The 16626-nt window shown below is 68.8% G+C and carries 17 protein-coding genes; 9 read left to right on the forward strand and 8 right to left on the reverse strand.

Going from position 1 to position 16626, the window contains the following annotated elements:
* Positions 1-19 precede the first annotated feature (19 nt).
* From PVT71_RS12600 to PVT71_RS12610, 3 genes are all read right to left on the reverse strand, one after another.
* Positions 20-742: a DUF533 domain-containing protein gene (locus PVT71_RS12600; protein WP_353472132.1), complete on the reverse strand. Its 723-nt coding sequence runs from the start codon at positions 740-742 to the stop codon at positions 20-22.
* Between the two features lie 151 nt (positions 743-893).
* A complete protein-coding gene (locus PVT71_RS12605) occupies positions 894-2312 on the reverse strand; it encodes a protein adenylyltransferase SelO (protein WP_353472133.1) in 1419 nt (472 codons plus the stop codon).
* A 27-nt stretch (positions 2313-2339) separates the two neighbouring features.
* A complete protein-coding gene (locus tag PVT71_RS12610) occupies positions 2340-2834 on the reverse strand; it encodes a GNAT family N-acetyltransferase (protein ID WP_353472134.1) in 495 nt (164 codons plus the stop codon).
* Between the two features lie 146 nt (positions 2835-2980).
* Between PVT71_RS12610 and PVT71_RS12615 the strand changes: the two genes are divergently transcribed.
* Positions 2981-3919, forward strand: coding sequence for a pirin family protein (locus tag PVT71_RS12615; protein WP_353472135.1), 939 nt, complete (start codon positions 2981-2983; stop codon positions 3917-3919).
* A 14-nt stretch (positions 3920-3933) separates the two neighbouring features.
* Here the strand turns inward: PVT71_RS12615 and PVT71_RS12620 are convergent, their stop codons facing one another.
* The 3 genes from PVT71_RS12620 to PVT71_RS12630 form a co-directional block, all read right to left on the reverse strand.
* Positions 3934-4785, reverse strand: a complete 852-nt coding sequence (locus PVT71_RS12620; RefSeq protein WP_353472136.1) for a bestrophin family ion channel — start codon at positions 4783-4785, stop codon at positions 3934-3936.
* 176 nt (positions 4786-4961) lie between these two features.
* Positions 4962-5408: a GNAT family N-acetyltransferase gene (locus PVT71_RS12625; RefSeq protein WP_353472137.1), complete on the reverse strand. Its 447-nt coding sequence runs from the start codon at positions 5406-5408 to the stop codon at positions 4962-4964.
* Positions 5405-6340 carry a nucleoside hydrolase gene (locus PVT71_RS12630; RefSeq protein ID WP_353472138.1) on the reverse strand — a complete coding sequence of 312 codons (936 nt, stop codon included), beginning with the start codon at positions 6338-6340 and terminating at the stop codon, positions 5405-5407. Before PVT71_RS12630 ends, PVT71_RS12625 begins: the two co-directional genes overlap by 4 nt.
* Positions 6341-6610: 270 nt before the next feature.
* Here PVT71_RS12630 and zwf point away from each other — a divergent pair, with 270 nt between their 5' ends.
* The 4 genes from zwf to PVT71_RS12650 all read left to right on the forward strand — a co-directional run bounded on the left by zwf (position 6611) and on the right by PVT71_RS12650 (position 11116).
* Positions 6611-8068, forward strand: a complete 1458-nt coding sequence (zwf, locus tag PVT71_RS12635) for a glucose-6-phosphate dehydrogenase (RefSeq protein WP_353472139.1) — start codon at positions 6611-6613, stop codon at positions 8066-8068.
* Entirely contained in the window at positions 8065-8742 is a 678-nt protein-coding gene (gene pgl / locus PVT71_RS12640) for a 6-phosphogluconolactonase (protein WP_353472140.1), read from the forward strand. The genes zwf and pgl overlap by 4 nt, the downstream gene beginning before the upstream one ends.
* 40 nt (positions 8743-8782) lie before the next feature.
* Complete coding sequence (gene pgi, locus PVT71_RS12645) at positions 8783-10363, forward strand: glucose-6-phosphate isomerase (protein WP_353472141.1); 1581 nt, start codon at positions 8783-8785, stop codon at positions 10361-10363.
* Positions 10364-10474: 111 nt separating this feature from the next.
* Entirely contained in the window at positions 10475-11116 is a 642-nt protein-coding gene (locus PVT71_RS12650; protein ID WP_353472142.1) for a PRC-barrel domain-containing protein, read from the forward strand.
* 58 nt (positions 11117-11174) lie between these two features.
* On the opposite strand, the gene PVT71_RS12655 is transcribed toward PVT71_RS12650, so the two are convergent.
* A complete protein-coding gene (locus PVT71_RS12655; RefSeq protein WP_353472143.1) occupies positions 11175-11597 on the reverse strand; it encodes a cupin domain-containing protein in 423 nt (140 codons plus the stop codon).
* Between the two features lie 106 nt (positions 11598-11703).
* Here PVT71_RS12655 and PVT71_RS12660 point away from each other — a divergent pair, with 106 nt between their 5' ends.
* Both PVT71_RS12660 and PVT71_RS12665 read left to right on the forward strand, forming a co-directional pair.
* Positions 11704-12324, forward strand: a complete 621-nt coding sequence (locus PVT71_RS12660; protein WP_353472144.1) for a holin-associated N-acetylmuramidase — start codon at positions 11704-11706, stop codon at positions 12322-12324.
* Positions 12315-12842: a holin family protein gene (locus PVT71_RS12665; RefSeq protein ID WP_353472145.1), complete on the forward strand. Its 528-nt coding sequence runs from the start codon at positions 12315-12317 to the stop codon at positions 12840-12842. The genes PVT71_RS12660 and PVT71_RS12665 overlap by 10 nt, the downstream gene beginning before the upstream one ends.
* 101 nt (positions 12843-12943) lie before the next feature.
* Here the strand turns inward: PVT71_RS12665 and PVT71_RS12670 are convergent, their stop codons facing one another.
* Entirely contained in the window at positions 12944-13513 is a 570-nt protein-coding gene (locus tag PVT71_RS12670) for a DUF882 domain-containing protein (RefSeq protein ID WP_353472146.1), read from the reverse strand.
* A 444-nt stretch (positions 13514-13957) separates the two neighbouring features.
* On the opposite strand from PVT71_RS12670, the gene PVT71_RS12675 reads away from it, so the two are divergent.
* Positions 13958-15475, forward strand: a complete 1518-nt coding sequence (locus tag PVT71_RS12675; protein WP_353472147.1) for a L,D-transpeptidase family protein — start codon at positions 13958-13960, stop codon at positions 15473-15475.
* A 30-nt stretch (positions 15476-15505) separates the two neighbouring features.
* Positions 15506-16618, forward strand: a complete 1113-nt coding sequence (locus tag PVT71_RS12680; RefSeq protein ID WP_353472148.1) for a UDP-3-O-(3-hydroxymyristoyl)glucosamine N-acyltransferase — start codon at positions 15506-15508, stop codon at positions 16616-16618.
* The last annotated feature ends 8 nt before the right edge of the window (positions 16619-16626 follow it).

Raw genomic sequence — 16626 nt, forward strand, 5'->3', positions numbered from 1 at the left:
CGGGCGGGCCGGCGGTGGGTCAGGCGTAGAGCGGCTGCAGGCCCATCTGCATGTGCAGTGCATTGACGGCGGTTTCCGGCAGGCCCATCGCCTTGGCGAGACGGTCAAGGTATTCCGCCTCCTTCGGGCTGTCCACCGTGATCGCCATCAGCGAGGCGGCGTAGACCTGGGTCTTCTGCGCGTCGGGCGTGTCCTTGGCCAGCGCCTCGGGGTCGAGCTTGGCGGCGAGCTGCGCCTTGAGGAAGGCGATGTCCTCGGGCGAGGCATCCGCGCCGAGCGTGTCGGTCAGCTTGGCCTTCTCGGCCGCGTCGATCTCGCCGTCGGCCTTGGCGGCCTGTATCATCGCGCGCAGCATGAGGCCGGCGGCGCTCTCGGCCTCGGGGGCGGCCTGCGACGCGCTCATCTTGTCGAGCATGTCGCCGAGGTTCTTGCCGCCCATGTTGGCCGCCTTGGCCGCGGCGGCGAGCATGCCGGCGAGCCCGGTGCTGGCGGCCTGCCCGGCCTGCTCGAGCCCCGGCATGTTGCCGAAGCCGCTCTTCTTAAGCTGCTCCATGATCGCGCCCAGAGGGTTGCCGCTGCCGCCGAGCATCTTGCCCATCTGCGCCTGCAGGCTGGTGCCGGGTTCGGAGCCGGGGATCTGCGCCTTGCCGCCGATCAGGGCGCCGAGCCCCTGATCGCCCGAGAGGCGGTCGACGCCGCGTGCGGCGGCATATCCGATGGCGACCTTCGCCAGAGTGCCCATGAGACTCATCCTTGCGCTCCCTTCTGCGTGCATGCTGTGGTTGACCTTGGGGCCAGCTTGCCGGAAGGGCTTCCCTTGGGGAAGGGAAATCCTGTCATGGGCGGATTTGCGCGCTTTTCCGGGGAGTTTGCCGGCTGCGCGCGGCTCCGGCCTAGGTGCCGCAGAAGGTCGCCTGCACAACCTCCGCCGGCAGCGGCGGGCGGCGCAGCTCCTCGGCCTCGGGCTGGTCCTCGTAGGGGCGCGCGAGCACGGCGTTGAGGTGGTGGAAGTAGCTCTCGTCGCCCTCGAGCGCGGCGGCGATCATCTGCTCGACGCGGTGGTTGCGCGGGATGAAGGCGGGGCTGGCGGCGCGCATCCGCGCCTCGGCCTCTTGCTCGCCCGCGATGCGCTCCTGCCAGCGCGCGTGCCAGGGATCATAGGCGGCCCGGTCGGTGATCTCGTCGCGGGCGGAGCCGGTGGCGAGGGCGCGGAAGGTGTTGGTGAAGTCAGACCCGCCGGTCTGCATCATATGCAGCAGGTCGGCGATGAGCCGGGCGTCCTCGGGCTGCGGCGCGGCGAGGCCGAGCTTGGCGCCGAAGCGGGTGAGCCATGCGCCGCGGATGAGGTTCGGCATGGCGTTGATGATCTCGGTGAAGTCGCGCACCGCCGCCTCCTGGTCCTGCACCAGCGGCACCATGGCGGTGGCGAGCTGCGCCATGTTCCAGACGATGATGTCGGCCTGCGCCTGGTAGGCGTAGCGGCCGTGCTGGTCGATCGAGGAATAGACCGTGTCGGGGTGGTACTGGTCCATGAAGGCGCAGGGGCCGTAGTCGATGGTCTCGCCCGAGAGCGTGCAGTTGTCGGTGTTCATCACCCCGTGGATGAAGCCGAGCGACATCCACTGCGCCACCAGCGCGGCCTGCCGGGCGCAGACGGCGGCAAGCATCTCGCCTGGGGTGGAGGTCTCGGGGTAGTGCCGGTCGCGCGTGTACTCGAAGAGCTGCTGCAACTCGCCGTATTGGTGGCGCGAGGCGAAGAGCTGGAAGGTGCCGACGCGGATGTGGCTCGCGGCGACGCGGGTGAAGACCGCGCCGGGCAGGATGGTCTCGCGGTAGACGTCGTCACCGCTGCGCACCGCGGCCAGCGCGCGGGTGGTCGGCACGCCGAGGGCGTGCATCGCCTCGGAGAGCACGTATTCGCGCAGCACCGGGCCGAGCGCCGCGCGCCCGTCGCCGCGGCGCGAGAAGGGCGTGGGGCCGGAGCCCTTGAGCTGGATGTCGCGGCGGGTGCCGGTCTTGTCCACCACCTCGCCGAGCAGCAGCGCGCGCCCGTCGCCGAGCTGCGGGGAGAAGCCGCCGAACTGGTGGCCGGCGTAGATCTGCGCGATCGGCTCGGCGCCCTCGGGCAGGGTGTTGCCGGCGAAGATCGCCGCCATCAACGGATCATCCGTGCCGGTAATGCCAAGCTCCGCGGCCAGCGCCGCGTTGTAGGCGACGAGCCGGGGCGCCGCGACGCGGGTCGGCGCGATGCGGGCAAAGAACGCCTCGGGCAGGCGGGCGTAGCTGTTGTCGAAGGGGATCGAGAGGGTCATGTCCTACCAGATAGGAAGCGGAGGCGCTCAGGCAAAGAGCGGCTTCTCCATGGTGATCGAGGTCGGGCGGGTGAAGCCGGGATGGGCCTTTTCGGCCGTTCGGGAAAACCCGAAACGGGCGAAGGCGGCGTGGTTCTGGGTGAGCTCAATGCGCGTCTCGAGCCGCAGGCGGGGCAGGCCGAGCCGGCGGGCAAGCGCCTCGGCCTCCGCCACGAAGGCGCGGCCGAGCCCCTTGCCCTGCGCGCCCGGCGCGATGGCGAGCTTGCCGATGTAGAGCGCGTCGGGCTGCTCGGCGAAGAAGGCGCAGCCCATGAGCGGCGTTCCGGCCACGTAAAGGTGTTCCTCCCGCGCCCGGGCGCGCAGGCTCTCCGGGGTCAAACGGCCTGCCGAGGAGGGCGGGTCGATCCGCCCCTCCATGTAGGCAAAGCTGCCCAGGATGAGCGCCAGCAGCCCGTCCCAGTCGGAAAACCCCGCGGGCGCGGGGCGCGGGGAAAGGCAGGCGGCGTGGGTGGTGTCGGGCATGGGCGGGATCCTGTGTTGGCGCGAGCATAGAGGCGGCACCGGGAAAGGGAAGCGGGCTGCGCTGGCGCACAGCATCGGCGCGCGACCGGGTGTAGGGGGATCACGCAAACCGCGCTATCGTCCGGCCCAGCACAAGGAGAAACGCCATGAGCTGGAATCCCGCACTTGAGCCGCATTGCCCGACCGGCAACGAGGTCGATGCCATCGAGACGCTGATCGTGCCGCGTGCCCGCGATCTTGGCGGTTTCGAGGTCCGCCGCGCGCTGCCCGCGCCGCGCCGGCAGATGGTCGGCCCCTTCATCTTCTTCGACCAGATGGGGCCGGTCGAGTTCCTGCCGACGCGGGGCCTCGACGTGCGCCCGCACCCGCATATCGGCCTCGCGACGATCTCGTATCTGTTCCGCGGGCGCATGCACCACCGCGACTCGCTGGGCACCGACGCCTGGATCGAGCCCGGCGCGGTCAACCTGATGGTGGCCGGGCACGGCATCACCCATTCCGAGCGCATCGACGACGCCACGCGCCGCGATCCCATGCCCTTCATGGGGATCCAGACCTGGGTGGCGCTGCCGGAGAAATCCGAGGATGACGCGCCCGATTTCATCCATGCCGGGGCAGACGCGCTGCCGGTGATGGAGGGCGAGGGCAAGACCGTGCGGCTGATCCTCGGCCGGGCCTGGGGGCAGGCGGCGCCGGTGAAGACCTTCACCGACATGTTCTACGCCGACGCCGTGCTCGAGCCCGGCGCGCGTCTGCCGATGCCCGACGATCACGAGGACCGCGGCGTCTATGTCGTCGAGGGCGCGGTCGAGCAGGCGGGCACGGTGTTCGAGGCGGGCAGGATGATGGTCTTCCGCCCCGGCGACCGGGTCTCGCTCAAGGCCGGGCCGCAGGGCGCGCGGTTGATGGTGCTGGGCGGCGAGACGCTGAACGGCCCGCGCTACATCTGGTGGAACTTCGTCGCCTCGTCGAAGGAGCGCATCGACGAGGCCAAGGAGGCATGGCGCCGCGGCGACTGGCAGAACGGCCGTTTCCACCTGCCGCCGGGCGACGATGCCGAATTCATCCCGCTGCCGGACAGCTGAGCGCGGGCCCGGGCTCAGGTGAGCAGGAAGTTCACCGGTTTCGGCATTTCGGGAAGATCCGTATCGCCGAGCCCGCCGCGCAGGGCGATTTCCATCGCCGTGGCATAGGCGGTGAGCGGCATGGCGTTCTGGTTGTTTGAGAAGGGCAGCTCGAGTTCGTCCGCCAGCGCGTCGAGCCCGAAGAAGGCATAGGCGACCAGACCCGCCGCCAGCGGCGTGACCCAGCCGAGTTCGTCGACGAAGCCGAAGGGCAGCATGATGCAAAAGAGATAGGCGGTGCGGTGCAGCAACAGCGTGTAGGCGAAGGGCACCGGCGTGTTCGCCAGCCGCTCGCAGCCCAGCAGCGCCCCGGCCATCCGCGCAAGGCTCTCGTGCAGCACCAGCGCCTCGGTCCCGGTGAGCCGTCCCTCGCGTTCGAGCTGCGAGACCGTGCGCCCCGCCTCGATGAGCGCGGCGTCGGCGCTCTCGGGCCCGGGCTTGCCGCGCAGCTGCATCGCCGAGCGGTGGCCGTACTGCACCAGCGCCAGCAGGATCCGGCGCCGCTCGGGCGTGGCTTCGAGCACGATGGTCTGGCGCACCATGTCCCGCGCCGTCTGGATCATCAGCCCCCAGAGCTTGCGCGCCTCCCACCAGCGGTCGTAGCAGGCGCCGTTGCGGAAGCTGAGGAAGACCGAGAGCGCGATGCCGATCAGCCCGAAGGGGGCGAAGTCCAGCGCGATGACCACGCTCGGCAGCCGCGTGTGCGCCCAGACCACGAGCACGGCGACGGCCATGACCAGCAGGAGCTGCTTCCAGATCACCTGGATCACCGAGCCCCTGAGAACGAAGAAAAGACGCAGGACGGAGGGGCGCTTGCGGAGAATCACGCGGGGGACCTTTCGGGGAAACGGCCGTCTCGGGGGACGGCCGCGCCTGCGCTAACGCCGGACGGGGAGGCCCGCAAGGGGCGCGCCGGCGGATCGCGGCGCGGATGGGGGTGCCGGCTTCGGGCACGGCGGAAATCGCCGCCTCGCGCTGAAATCTGCGGCGGTCCGGCCCGCGATCAGAGCGCGCAGCGCATCAGCACGGCGCCGTCGCGGTCCTGCAGCCGGGCGCGGCGGCAGAAGCGGCGCAGCGTCTCGTCCTCGCGCGAGACCTCCATCTGCAGCGCCGTCACCCCGCCCTGGCGCAGCGCCTGGGTCAGCTGGAACAGCGCCTCGCTGCCCATGCCGCGGCTGCGCACCGCGGGGCGCACGTAGATCTGGTCGATGGTCCCGGTCATCCCGCCGCTTTCCAGCGACCAGCCGAAGCTGACCACCACGTAGCCGACCGGGGCCTTGCGCGGGCCGATCAGCCAGACGGCGCCCTGCGGTGCCCCCGCGAGCAGCGGCGTCAGCGCCGCGGTCAGCTGCGCCTCGTCCGGCTCGTGCTGGCGCTCGGCCTGGAAGCTGGTGACCATGGGCAGCAGCCGTTCGAGATCTTCGGCGTCGGCGAGATGCAGGGATTTCATAGCTTTGCCAGCCTTTCGGTAAGCAGGGTGAAGAAGGCGTCGGAATCGAGATCGCCGATGAAGGTGGCATTGGGCGCGCGGCCCGAGACCCCCCACCAGTCCGCAACGGTCATGCCGAGCGTGAGATCGGAGCCGGTCTCGATCTCGACATTGATGTGCCGCCCCGAGAAGATCTCGGGGGCGAGGAGGTAGGCGGTGACGCAGGGATCGTGCAGCGGCGCGCCCTCGGAGCCGTATTTCTGCAGGTCGAAGCGCTCGAAGAAGTCGGTCATCTCGGCGACAGCCCGGCCGACGGGCGTGCCGAGCGCGCGGATCGCCTCGTTGCGCGGCTTGGTGACCAGCGCCTTGTGGGTGACGTCGAGCGGCATGACGACCAGCGGCACGCCCGCGCCGAAGACCTCGGCCGCGGCCTCGGGGTCGACGTAGATGTTGAACTCGGCCGCCGGGGTGATGTTGCCCACCTCGAAATAGGCGCCGCCCATGAGGACGATCTGCTGCACGCGGGGGATGATGTCCGGGGCGCGGCGGAAGGCGGTGGCGATGTTGGTGAGCGGCCCCAGCGGGCAGAGCGTGACCGTGCCCGCGGGCTCGCGGCGCAGCGTGTCGATGAGGAAGTCGACCGCGTGGCGGTCATGCAGCGGCATCACGGGCTCGGGCAGCACCGGGCCGTCGAGCCCGGTCTTGCCGTGCACGTGCTCGGCGGTGACGAGCTTGCGCTCGAGCGGCGCGTCGCAGCCGGCGAAGACCGGAATGTCGGTCCGGCCGGCGAGTTCGCAGACGATGCGGGCATTGCGCGAGGTCAGGTGCAGCGGCACGTTGCCGGCGACGGTGGTGATCCCGAGCACCCGCAGCTCGGGCGAGGCGAGCGCGAGCAGGATGGCGACGGCGTCATCCTGTCCGGGGTCGGTGTCGATGATGATGGGTCGTGCCATGGTCTGCCTCGGGGTGTCGCGCGGGTCGGCCGCGGTCTTGTTGTTGTTCGGTCTCTTGCCCTTGCGTCGCACGGGCGTCCGCGCGGTTCAAGCGGCCTGTCGGGATTCGGCAATTGCTTACCGGTCGGCGGTTATCGTCGGGGCGGCATTGCCGCGCCGCCGCATGGTGTTAGACTCGCGCGCAGCAATGGGGTAGGCAGGGCGCGGTTAGCGCTAACCCCAGAATCTGGACGAAGCGCCGTATCTAGAAGAATCGGAGACAGGCCCGAGATGGTTTCCCGCGTCATTCCCGTCGATCCATTCGACCTCGTCATCTTTGGAGGCACCGGCGATCTCGCGCGGCGCAAGATCCTTCCCGGCCTGTTCCGGCGCTACTGCGCGGGGCAGATGCCGTCCGGCTCGCGGGTGATCGGCGCGGCGCGGTCCGAGATCACGCTCGACGAGTACCGCGACATGGTGCGCGAGGCGATCCGCGAGTTCGGCAAGGCGAAATGCGACGACACCGTGCTCGAGGAGTTCCTCGGCCTGCTCGGCTACGTGGCGGTGGACGCGCGCGGCGAGAGCGGCTGGGGCGAGCTGAAGGAGGCGCTGCGCACCGAAGACGGCGTGGTGCGGGCCTTCTACTTCTCGGTGGGGCCGAGCCTGTTCGGCGATCTGGCCGAGCAGCTGCGCACCCATGGCCTGACCAATCCCGACGTGCGGATCGTGGTCGAGAAGCCCTTCGGCCACAACCTCGAGTCCGCCCGCGCGCTCAACGAGGAACTGGCCCGGCACTTCAAGGAAACGCAGATCTACCGGATCGACCACTATCTCGGCAAGGAGACGGTGCAGAACCTGATGGCGGTGCGCTTCGGCAACATGCTCTTCGAGCCGCTGTGGAACGCGCAATACGTCGATCACATCCAGATCACCGTGGCCGAGACCGTCGGCGTCGCCGGGCGGGGCAGCTACTATGACAAGTCGGGCGCGATGCGCGACATGGTGCAGAACCACCTGATGCAGCTGCTGTGCCTCATCGCCATGGAGCCGCCGGCGCGCTTCGAGCCCGACGCGGTGCGCGACGAGAAGCTCAAGGTGATCCGCGCGCTCGACCCGGTGGATCCCGACAGCATCGTGCGCGGCCAGTACACTTCGGACGGCGAGGTGAACTCCTACCGCGAGGACGTCGAGAACCCCGCCTCGAAGACCGAGAGCTTCATCGCGATGAAGTGCTACATCTCGAACTGGCGGTGGGCGAACACGCCCTTCTACCTGCGCACCGGCAAGCGGCTGGCGGCGCAGGCGAGCGAGATCGCCGTGGTGTTCAAGGACGCGCCACACTCGATCTTCGGCATGGACGCCGGGCGGCACCGCAACATGCTGTCGATCCGCCTCCAGCCGAACGAGGGCATGACGCTCGGGGTCACCATCAAGGAGCCGGGGCCGGGCGGCATGCGCCTCGTCGACGTGCCGCTCGACATGTCCTTCGCCGATGCGCTGGGGCCGGACGCCGAGGACGCGCCCGACGCCTACGAGCGGCTGATCATGGACGTGATCCGCGGCAACCAGACGCTGTTCATGCGCGGCGACGAGGTCGAGGCGGCCTGGGCCTGGACCGATCCGCTGATCGAGGGCTGGGAGCGCCGCGGCGATCATCCCAAGCCCTACGATGCAGGCAGCACCGGACCGGACGACGCGGCCTTCCTGATCAACAAGGACGGGCGCCGCTGGCGGGGGATCAAGACATGAGCTACGAGTTCCGCCCCTATCCCGACCGCGAGATGCTGGCGATCGACCTTGCCAACATGATCGCCGGGGAGCTGCGCGCGCAGCTCCAGCAGGGCAAGCGCGTGTCGCTGGCGGTTCCGGGCGGCACCTCGCCCGGGCCGATCTTCGACGCGCTCAGCGCCACCTCGCTCGACTGGGACCGGGTGGACGTGCTGCTCGGCGACGAGCGCTGGGTGCCCGAGACCTCTGAGCGGTCCAACACAAGGCTGCTGCGCGAGCGGCTGCTGACCGGCAAGTCCGCAGCCGCGCGCCTGCTGCCGCTCTATTCCGAGGCCGGAACACCCGAGGAAAAGCTCGAGGAACTGGCCGAGGCGATCCGCCCCTCGCTGCCGCTCGGCGTCGTGCTGCTGGGCATGGGCGCGGACCTGCACACCGCCTCGATCTTCCCCGGCGCCGACCGGCTGGCCGAGGCGCTGGCACCGGATGCACCGATCCTGCTGCCGATGCGCGCTCCCGGCGCTCCCGAGCCGCGCATCACCCTGACCGCCCCCGTGCTCGACGGCGCGCTCTGCAAGCATGTGCTGATTTTCGGGGCAGAAAAGCGCGACGCGCTGGAACGGGCCAAGGGTCTGCCGCCGGAAGAGGCGCCGATCAATGCGGTGCTCGATCAGGCGGTGGTACACTGGGCCGAGTGACGGTATCAGTCGCACAGAACTCAAGACAGGAAGAACCTTGATGTGGGATGACCTGAAACGCCTCGCGACCGCCCGTGAAGGCCGCCGGATCGACGCGCTCTTCGCCGAGGATGCCGCGCGGGCAGAAACCTTCTCGGTCGAGGCCGAGGGGATGCTCTTCGACTATTCCAAGACGCAGATCGACGCCGAGGTGCTCGAGGCGCTGCTCGCCGTGGCGCGCGGCGCGGATGTCGCGGCGCGGCGCGAGGCGATGTTCGGCGGCGCCAAGATCAACGAGACCGAGGGCAGGTCGGTACTGCACACCGCGCTGCGAAACCTCGCGGGTACGCCGGTCGAGGTGGATGGCAAGGACGTCATGCCCGAGGTGCTGGACACGCTCGCACGCATGGAAGCGCTGGCCAGCGAGGTGCGCGCATCGCGGATCACCGACGTGGTCAACATCGGCATCGGCGGCTCGGACCTCGGCCCCAAGATGGGCACCATCGCGCTTGCTCCCTACCACGACGGGCCGCGCTGCCATTTCGTGTCGAACGTCGACGGCGCCGACATTGCCGACGCGCTGAAGCTCTGCGATCCCGCGACGACGCTCTTCATCATCGCCTCGAAGACCTTCACCACCATCGAGACCATGACCAACGCGCGCACCGCCTGGGACTGGCTCGAGGCGAGCGGCGCGGGCACCGAGGGCAAGTTCGTCGCGCTCTCGTCCAATGCCGAGAAGGCAGCGGAATGGGGCATCCCGGCCTCCCGCGTCTTCGGCTTCGAGGACTGGGTCGGCGGGCGCTACTCCATGTGGGGGCCGATCGGCCTTTCGATGATGATCGCCGTGGGGCCGGAGAACTTCCGCGCCTTCCTCGACGGCGGTCAGGCGATGGACGCGCATTTCCGCGCCGCCCCGCTCGAGGCCAACATGCCGGTGCTGCTGGCGCTGGTCGGCATGTGGCACAACCAGGTGCTGGGCCATGCCACCCGCGCCGTGCTGCCCTACGAGAACCGCCTCGCGCGGCTGCCGGCGTACCTCCAGCAGCTCGAGATGGAGAGCAACGGCAAGTCCGTCGCGATGGACGGCGAGGCGCTGGCCTTTGACAGCGGCCCGGTGGTCTGGGGCGAGCCCGGCACCAACGGCCAGCACGCCTTCTACCAGCTGATCCACCAGGGCACGCGGGTCGTCCCCTGCGAGTTCATGGTCGGCGCGCGCAGCCACGAGCCGAAGCTGCGGCATCACCACGAGCTGCTGCTGGCGAACTGCTTTGCCCAGTCCGAGGCGCTGATGCGCGGCCGCGACCTCGACGAGGCGCGCGGCAAGGTGGCGGGCAAGTTCGAGGGTGCCGAGCTCGAGCGTCAGGCCAAGCATCGGGTGTTCCCGGGCAACCGGCCGTCGACCACGCTGGTCTACCCGCTGCTCGATCCGCGCACGCTGGGGATGATCGTCGCGCTCTACGAGCACCGGGTCTTCGTCGAGGGGGTGATCCTGAATATCAACTCCTACGACCAGTGGGGCGTCGAGCTCGGCAAGGAGCTGGCGACGGCGCTCGGGCCGATCGTCGCGGGCACGCAAAGCGCCGAGGGCAAGGATGGATCGACCCGGCAACTGGTCGCATTCGTGCAGCGGAATATCTAGAAAAGTTCCACGATTTCAATGGAATTTAATTGGGGGCGCGGCCGGAACAGGGCCGCGCCCCATGTGTTGAGTGGGCAGACAAGACGACGACTTCCCGAAGGAGGAGACACCATGAAACGTCTGACCACCACCGCCGCTCTCATCGCCCTCGTTGCCGGCACCGCCGCCTATGCGCAGGAAAGCAACATGGACGCGGCCAAGGAAAATGCCGACGCCGCCGTGGAGAACGCCGAGCAGGCGGTCGAGAACACCGGTGACGCGATTGCCGAGAAGTCTGGCGAGGCCGTTGCCGAAGGCGAACAGGCGCTGGAAAACGCCGGTGACGCGATGGCTCAGGCCGGTGCCGAGATGAAGCAGGAAGCCGGCGAGATGGCTGCCTCGGTTGACGGCATGTTCAACGGCTCGCCCGATGGCCTGATCCGCACCCGCGACATCACCGGCGGTGCCGTCTACGCCATCGACGCCGATGGCGCCGCGGCCAACTTCGACGACGGCATGGCCTATGACACCGTCTCGGACGACTGGGACAACGTCGGCTCGATCGAGGACGTGATGCTGAACGCCGATGGCTCGTTCCGCGGCATCGTGGCCGAGGTCGGCGGCTTCCTCGACATCGGCGACAAGCACGTGATGCTCGAGATCGACAACGCCAAGTTCGTGCCGATCGACGATGGCCACTACTCGGTGGTGACCAACATGACCAAGGACCAGCTCATGGAGCTGCCCGACGTCGATGAAGGTCCGATGAACTGATCGACCCTTCAGGTCGAAGACAGAGGCCGGGGCATTGCGCCCCGGCCTTTTCGCGTGTTCAGGAAATGTCGAAATCCGGCGGTGCCAGCTCGAATCCCTCGAAGCGGAAGGCCGGAGAGACGGTGCAGCCGACCAGCGTCCAGTCGCCGAGGCTGCGCGCCGCCTGCCAGTGCCGCTCGGGGACGATGAGCTGCGGCCGGGCGCCGGCGGCCAGATCGGGGCCCAGCACCCGGTCCTCGCGCGGGCCCGCGTCGCTCGCGGCGGTCGACAGCAGGAGAGGCGCGCCCGCGTAGAAATGCCAGATCTCCACCGCGTCGACTCGGTGCCAGTGGCTGCGCTCGCCGCCCTTCAGCAGGAAATGGATGCAGGTGCCCGCCGGGCGCCCGCCGTCCTGCGCCTCTGCGATCCAGGTCTGCCGGTAGTGCCCGCCCTCGGGATGCGGCGCGAGCCCCAGCAGCGCGATGATCTCGTCCGTAGTCATGTCCTCGTCCACCCGTGCCTCCGTACGCCGCGATGAAACTCCGTTTACGCCTTCTGGCAGAGCATGGAGCTCCGGGAAAGCCACCATGGTCCGAAGGAGGCAAAGCATGACCGAAGACGCGCAGGTGCGCCGCATGGCGCAGGAGATCGTCACCCGCGAGGGCGGCTATGTCGATGACCCGGCTGACCCGGGAGGGCCGACCAACCACGGCGTCACGCTCGGCACGCTGCGCCGGCTCGGGCGCGATCTGGACGGCGACGGCGACACCGACCGGGATGACCTGAAGCGGCTCACCGAGGCGGACGCGGCGGCGATCTTCCTGCGCGACTACTTCCACGCGCCGCGCCTCGACGCGCTGCCCGCCGCGCTGCAGCCCTCGGTCTTCGACATGTACGTGAACGCCGGGGCGGGCGCGGTGAAGCTGCTGCAGCAGTTGCTGCGCGACATGGGCGAGGAGGTCGCCGTCGACGGGGTGGTCGGGCCGCGGACCATAGCCGCCGCGGGCAGGGCTTTTGCCGCCGCGCCGGAGCATATCGCCGACGCCTATGGCATCTCCCGCCGGAATTATTATTTCGCGCTCGCCGACCGCCGCCCCGCCAGCCGCAAGTTCGCGCGCAGCGTCGCGGGCGGCAAGGGTGGCTGGATTCGCCGGGCCGAGAGCTTCATCTCGCCGCGCTTCCGCCTCACCGATGCGCAGTTCCGCGCGAGGGTCTCGGCATGGGCATGATCACTGCGCTCGTCTCGGCGCTCTCCGGTCCCGGCGGCACTCTCGTCCGCGACACGGCCGAGGTCTTCCGCGAGAATGCCGAGGCCGCCTCGGCCCGCGACGCGAGCCTGCGCGAGGCGGCGCTGGCGCAGTTCGCGCAGGAATTCGCCCGCCCCGCACCGTCGCCTTTCGACCGGGTGATCGACGGGCTCAACCGCCTGCCGCGCCCCGCCATGGCCTTCGGCACGCTGGGTCTGCTGACCAGCGCGATGGTCGATCCGGCCTGGTTCGCGGCGCGGATGGAGGGGCTTTCGCTGGTGCCCGAGCCGCTCTGGTGGCTGCTGGGGGCGGTGGTCAGCTTCTATTTCGGCGCGCGCCACCAGGCCAAGGGCCAGTCCTTCCGGCGCGAGATCGTCGCGGGACTCGCTGCCGCGTCGAAGCCCGACTCCGCCCGCGCCGCGCCGCTCGAGCCCGATGGCAATGCCGCGCTCGACGAATGGCGGGCGCAGCGGGATCCCGGCTCCGCGACCAATTCCTAGGTGCAAATATCCCGGGAGAGGCTTTGCAAACCCGGGCCGCGAAAAGACAAAGGGCGCCCCTTGGGCGCCCCTGTCACACAAAAAGTAACCTCTGAGACGTCTCAGCTGCCCCAGCTGCGCACCGGACCGCAATCCATGTGCACGAAGTTCGAGCTGGTGTAGCGCCCGACGCCGCCGGCGTTGCAGGAGGCCGCTGCGCGGGCCATCTGGTTCACCGAGCGCGAGTTGAGACGCAGGTCCGCCGCCTCGCCGACGAGGTGACGCGAGTTCTTGGCAACCCCCGAGGACCGGGCCCGGAGCATCGCGTTGGTCTTGGGGCTGCGGTAGCCCGAGATCAGCATGTAGGGCTCGCTCACGTCCATGAGGTTGTGGGCTGCCGTCATGATGTCGATGGTGCGCGCGTCGATGTTCTTGACATCATTGGTGCGCCAGTCGCGCATGAAGTAGGAAATCTCCTTCAGCGCATCGGGGATGTATTCCCCTTCGATCCAGTAGATCATGTTGAGCGTCTCGCCGGTGCGGGCCGAGTACATGCGCAGTCTGCGCACGTCGCCTGCGCCGCGGAGGAATCCCGCCGCGCTTGCGTAAGTCGGTGCTGCCGTGACGAAGGTTGCCGCGAACGCGCCAATGAGGCCCCGCCGCGAGATGCCGCTAGCTGTTTTGTCTGTCATTTGAAGCGCCTGTCCCGTTTGGTCGCTGTGCCTGTTTGTTCCGCCTCGTTGGGCGGACCTACCATCTTTCCCCCAGATGTGCGGCTTTTATGGCACAGGAAAATTTATCGAAGAAGGATATTTTCCAACCTGTAGTGGGTCCGCCGTGGAAATCGGCGAAATTTTGCGCAGGAACCGCAATGCCGTGTTGCACGGAGAGGGAACCTCTAGGGCGGCGGTGCATTGGCGTATCAGGTGCAGAAATCTCGCTGCTTGCGCGAGATTGTGTGTGGACAAGCCCTACCGCTGCACGGGAAAATTGCATCAAGGCTTGAAAGCGGAAGAATACAGGTAGTCATGGGTAAGATGCAGAAACTCCGGCGCGCAAGTGGCCTCGCGGCCCTGGTCCTGGCAGGAGCGCTGGTGGCGTTTCCGGCGGCTCCGGCCAGCGCGGAAAGCCTCTCTATGACCGCCTACAAGCAGGCGGTGGCCGAGAATCTCTCCGACAACGAGGGGCTCGCGGCCTTTTACCGCTCCCGCGGATTCGCGCCGATCTGGACCGGGCCCGAGGAGTCAGCCGCGCTGCGCCGCGCCGCGCTGCTCGAGGCGCTCGGCACCGCCTCGGTGCACGGGCTGCCAACCCAGCGCTACGATCTCGACGGGCTGATCCGCCAGATGCGCCATGTCGAGGGCGAGCGGGCGCGGGGCGAGCTCGAGGTCGCGCTGAGCCGCACCTTCCTGCAATACGCCCGCGATCTGCAGAGCGGCATCCTCGTGCCGTCGCAGACCGACGACGGGATCAAGCGCGAGGCGCCGCGGCGCGACCCGAAGATCCTGCTCGAGGTGCTGGCGGCGAGCGATCCCTACCAGGTGCTCCAGCACCTCGCGCCCTCGTCGGACGAATACGCGCGGCTGCTGCGCGCCAAGCTCAAGCTCGAGAAGATCGTCGCCCGCGGCGGCTGGGGGCCGACGGTGCGCACCGCCAAGCTCGAGATGGGCCAGCGCGGCGGCGATGTCGTGGTGCTGCGCGACCGGCTGATCGCGATGGGCTACATGACGCCGACGCTCTCGGCCGAGTACGACACCGAGCTGCGCGCCGCGGTGATGCGCTTCCAGGAAAGCCACGGGCTCGCCGTCGACGGCGTTGCCGGCTCGGGCACGCTGAGCCAGTTGAACATCCCCGCCGAGGACCGGCTGAAGTCGGTGCTGGTTGCGATGGAGCGCGAGCGCTGGCTGAACCTGCCGGGCGGCCTCGGCCAGCGTCACATCATGGTGAATCTCACCGATTTCCACGCCGAGATCGTCGATGACGGCAAGGTGACCTTCGAGACGCGCTCGGTCGTCGGCTCGCCCGAGGACGACCGGCGCACGCCGGAATTCTCGGACCAGATGGAATTCATGGTGATCAACCCGTCCTGGTACGTGCCGCGCTCGATCGTGGTGAACGAATACCTGCCGCTCCTGCGCCAGAACCCGGGCGCGGCGGGCCATCTCGAGATCACCGACCAGCAGGGCCGGACGGTGAGCCGGGCCAACGGCTTCGCGCAGTACAGCGCGTCGAGCTTCCCCTTTGCCATGCGCCAGCCACCGGGCCCGCGCAACGCGCTCGGCACGGTGAAGTTCATGTTCCCGAACAAGTACAACATCTACCTGCACGACACGCCGTCGAAGTCGCTCTTCGACCGGACGCAGCGCACCTTCTCGCATGGCTGCGTGCGGCTGAGCGATCCGCATGATTTCGCCTACACGCTGCTGGCGCGGCAGACCTCTGATCCGGTCGGGCTCTTCCAGTCGAAGCTGAACACCGGGCGCGAGACACGGGTGACGCTGGACCAGCCGGTGCCGGTGCACCTGATCTACCGCACCGCCTTCACCACGGTGAAGGGCGAGATGGAATTCCGCGCCGATGTCTATGGCCGGGATGCGCGCATCTGGGACGCGCTGAGCGCGGCAGGGGTGGTACTGGCAGGCGGGCCGAGTTAAATCCTCGGGGAGAGCATCCCGGAGGACCCCATGTCCCTAGACAGCATCGTTGAAAGCCACAGCATCGCACAGATCGCCGCCGCGCTCGGCCTGACGGCCGAGGGCGACACCCAGATCCGCGTCACCTCGGTCGCCGAACCGGCGCAGGCCGGTGCGGACCAGCTGGCGCTGGCCATGAAACCCGAGTTCGCCGCGCAGATCGGCGAGGGCAAGGCGCGCGCCGCCATGCTCTGGGAAGGCGCCGACTGGCAGGGGATGGGGCTGCAGGCCGCGATCCTCGCGCCGCGCCCGCGCCACGCCCTGTCGGGCCTTTCGGCCATGCTCGACCGTGGCAACGGCTACGGCGCCGGCATCCACCCCAGCGCCAGCATCGACCCCACCGCCGAGATCGGCGAGGGTGTCTCGGTCGCGGCCTTCACGGTGATCGGCGCCCGCGCGAAGATCGGCGCGCGCTCGGTCATCGGCCCGCAGGTCTTCATCGGCGAGGACGCGACCATCGGCGAGGACGCGATGATCCATTCCGGCGTGCGCATCGGCGCGCGCTGCACCATCGGCGCGCGCTTCTTCGGCCAGTTCAACGCCAGCATCGGCGGCGACGGCTTCAGCTTCGTCACCCCCGAGGTCTCGGGCGTCGAGAAGGCGCGCGCGAGCCTCGGCGAGGAGGGCACGCAGGTCGCGCAGCAATGGGCGCGCATCCACTCGCTCGGCGCGGTCACCATCGGCGACGACTGCGAGGTCGGCGCCAATGCCACCATCGACCGCGGCTCGGTGCGCGACACGAAGATCGGCAACGGCACCAAGATCGACAACCTCGTGATGATCGGCCACAACGTGGTTGTGGGCGACAACACGCTGATCTGCGGCTGCTGCGGCATCGCGGGCTCGACGAAGATCGGCAACAACGTCGTTCTGGCCGGCCAGACGGGCGTGTCGGACAATATCTTCATCGGCGACAACGTGATCACCGGCGGCGGTACCACGGTGCTGTCCAACATCCCCGCGGGCCGCGTCATGCTCGGCTACCCGGCGATGAAAATGGAAAGCCACGTCGAGACTTACAAGGGACTGCGCAGATTGCCACGGCTCTTCAAGGAAGTCGCCGAGCTCAAGAAATCTGTTTCCAAGCTCACCGGGAATGAGTAAGCCGACCC

The organism is Salipiger sp. H15, assembly GCF_040409955.1.
Taxonomy (GTDB): domain Bacteria; phylum Pseudomonadota; class Alphaproteobacteria; order Rhodobacterales; family Rhodobacteraceae; genus Salipiger.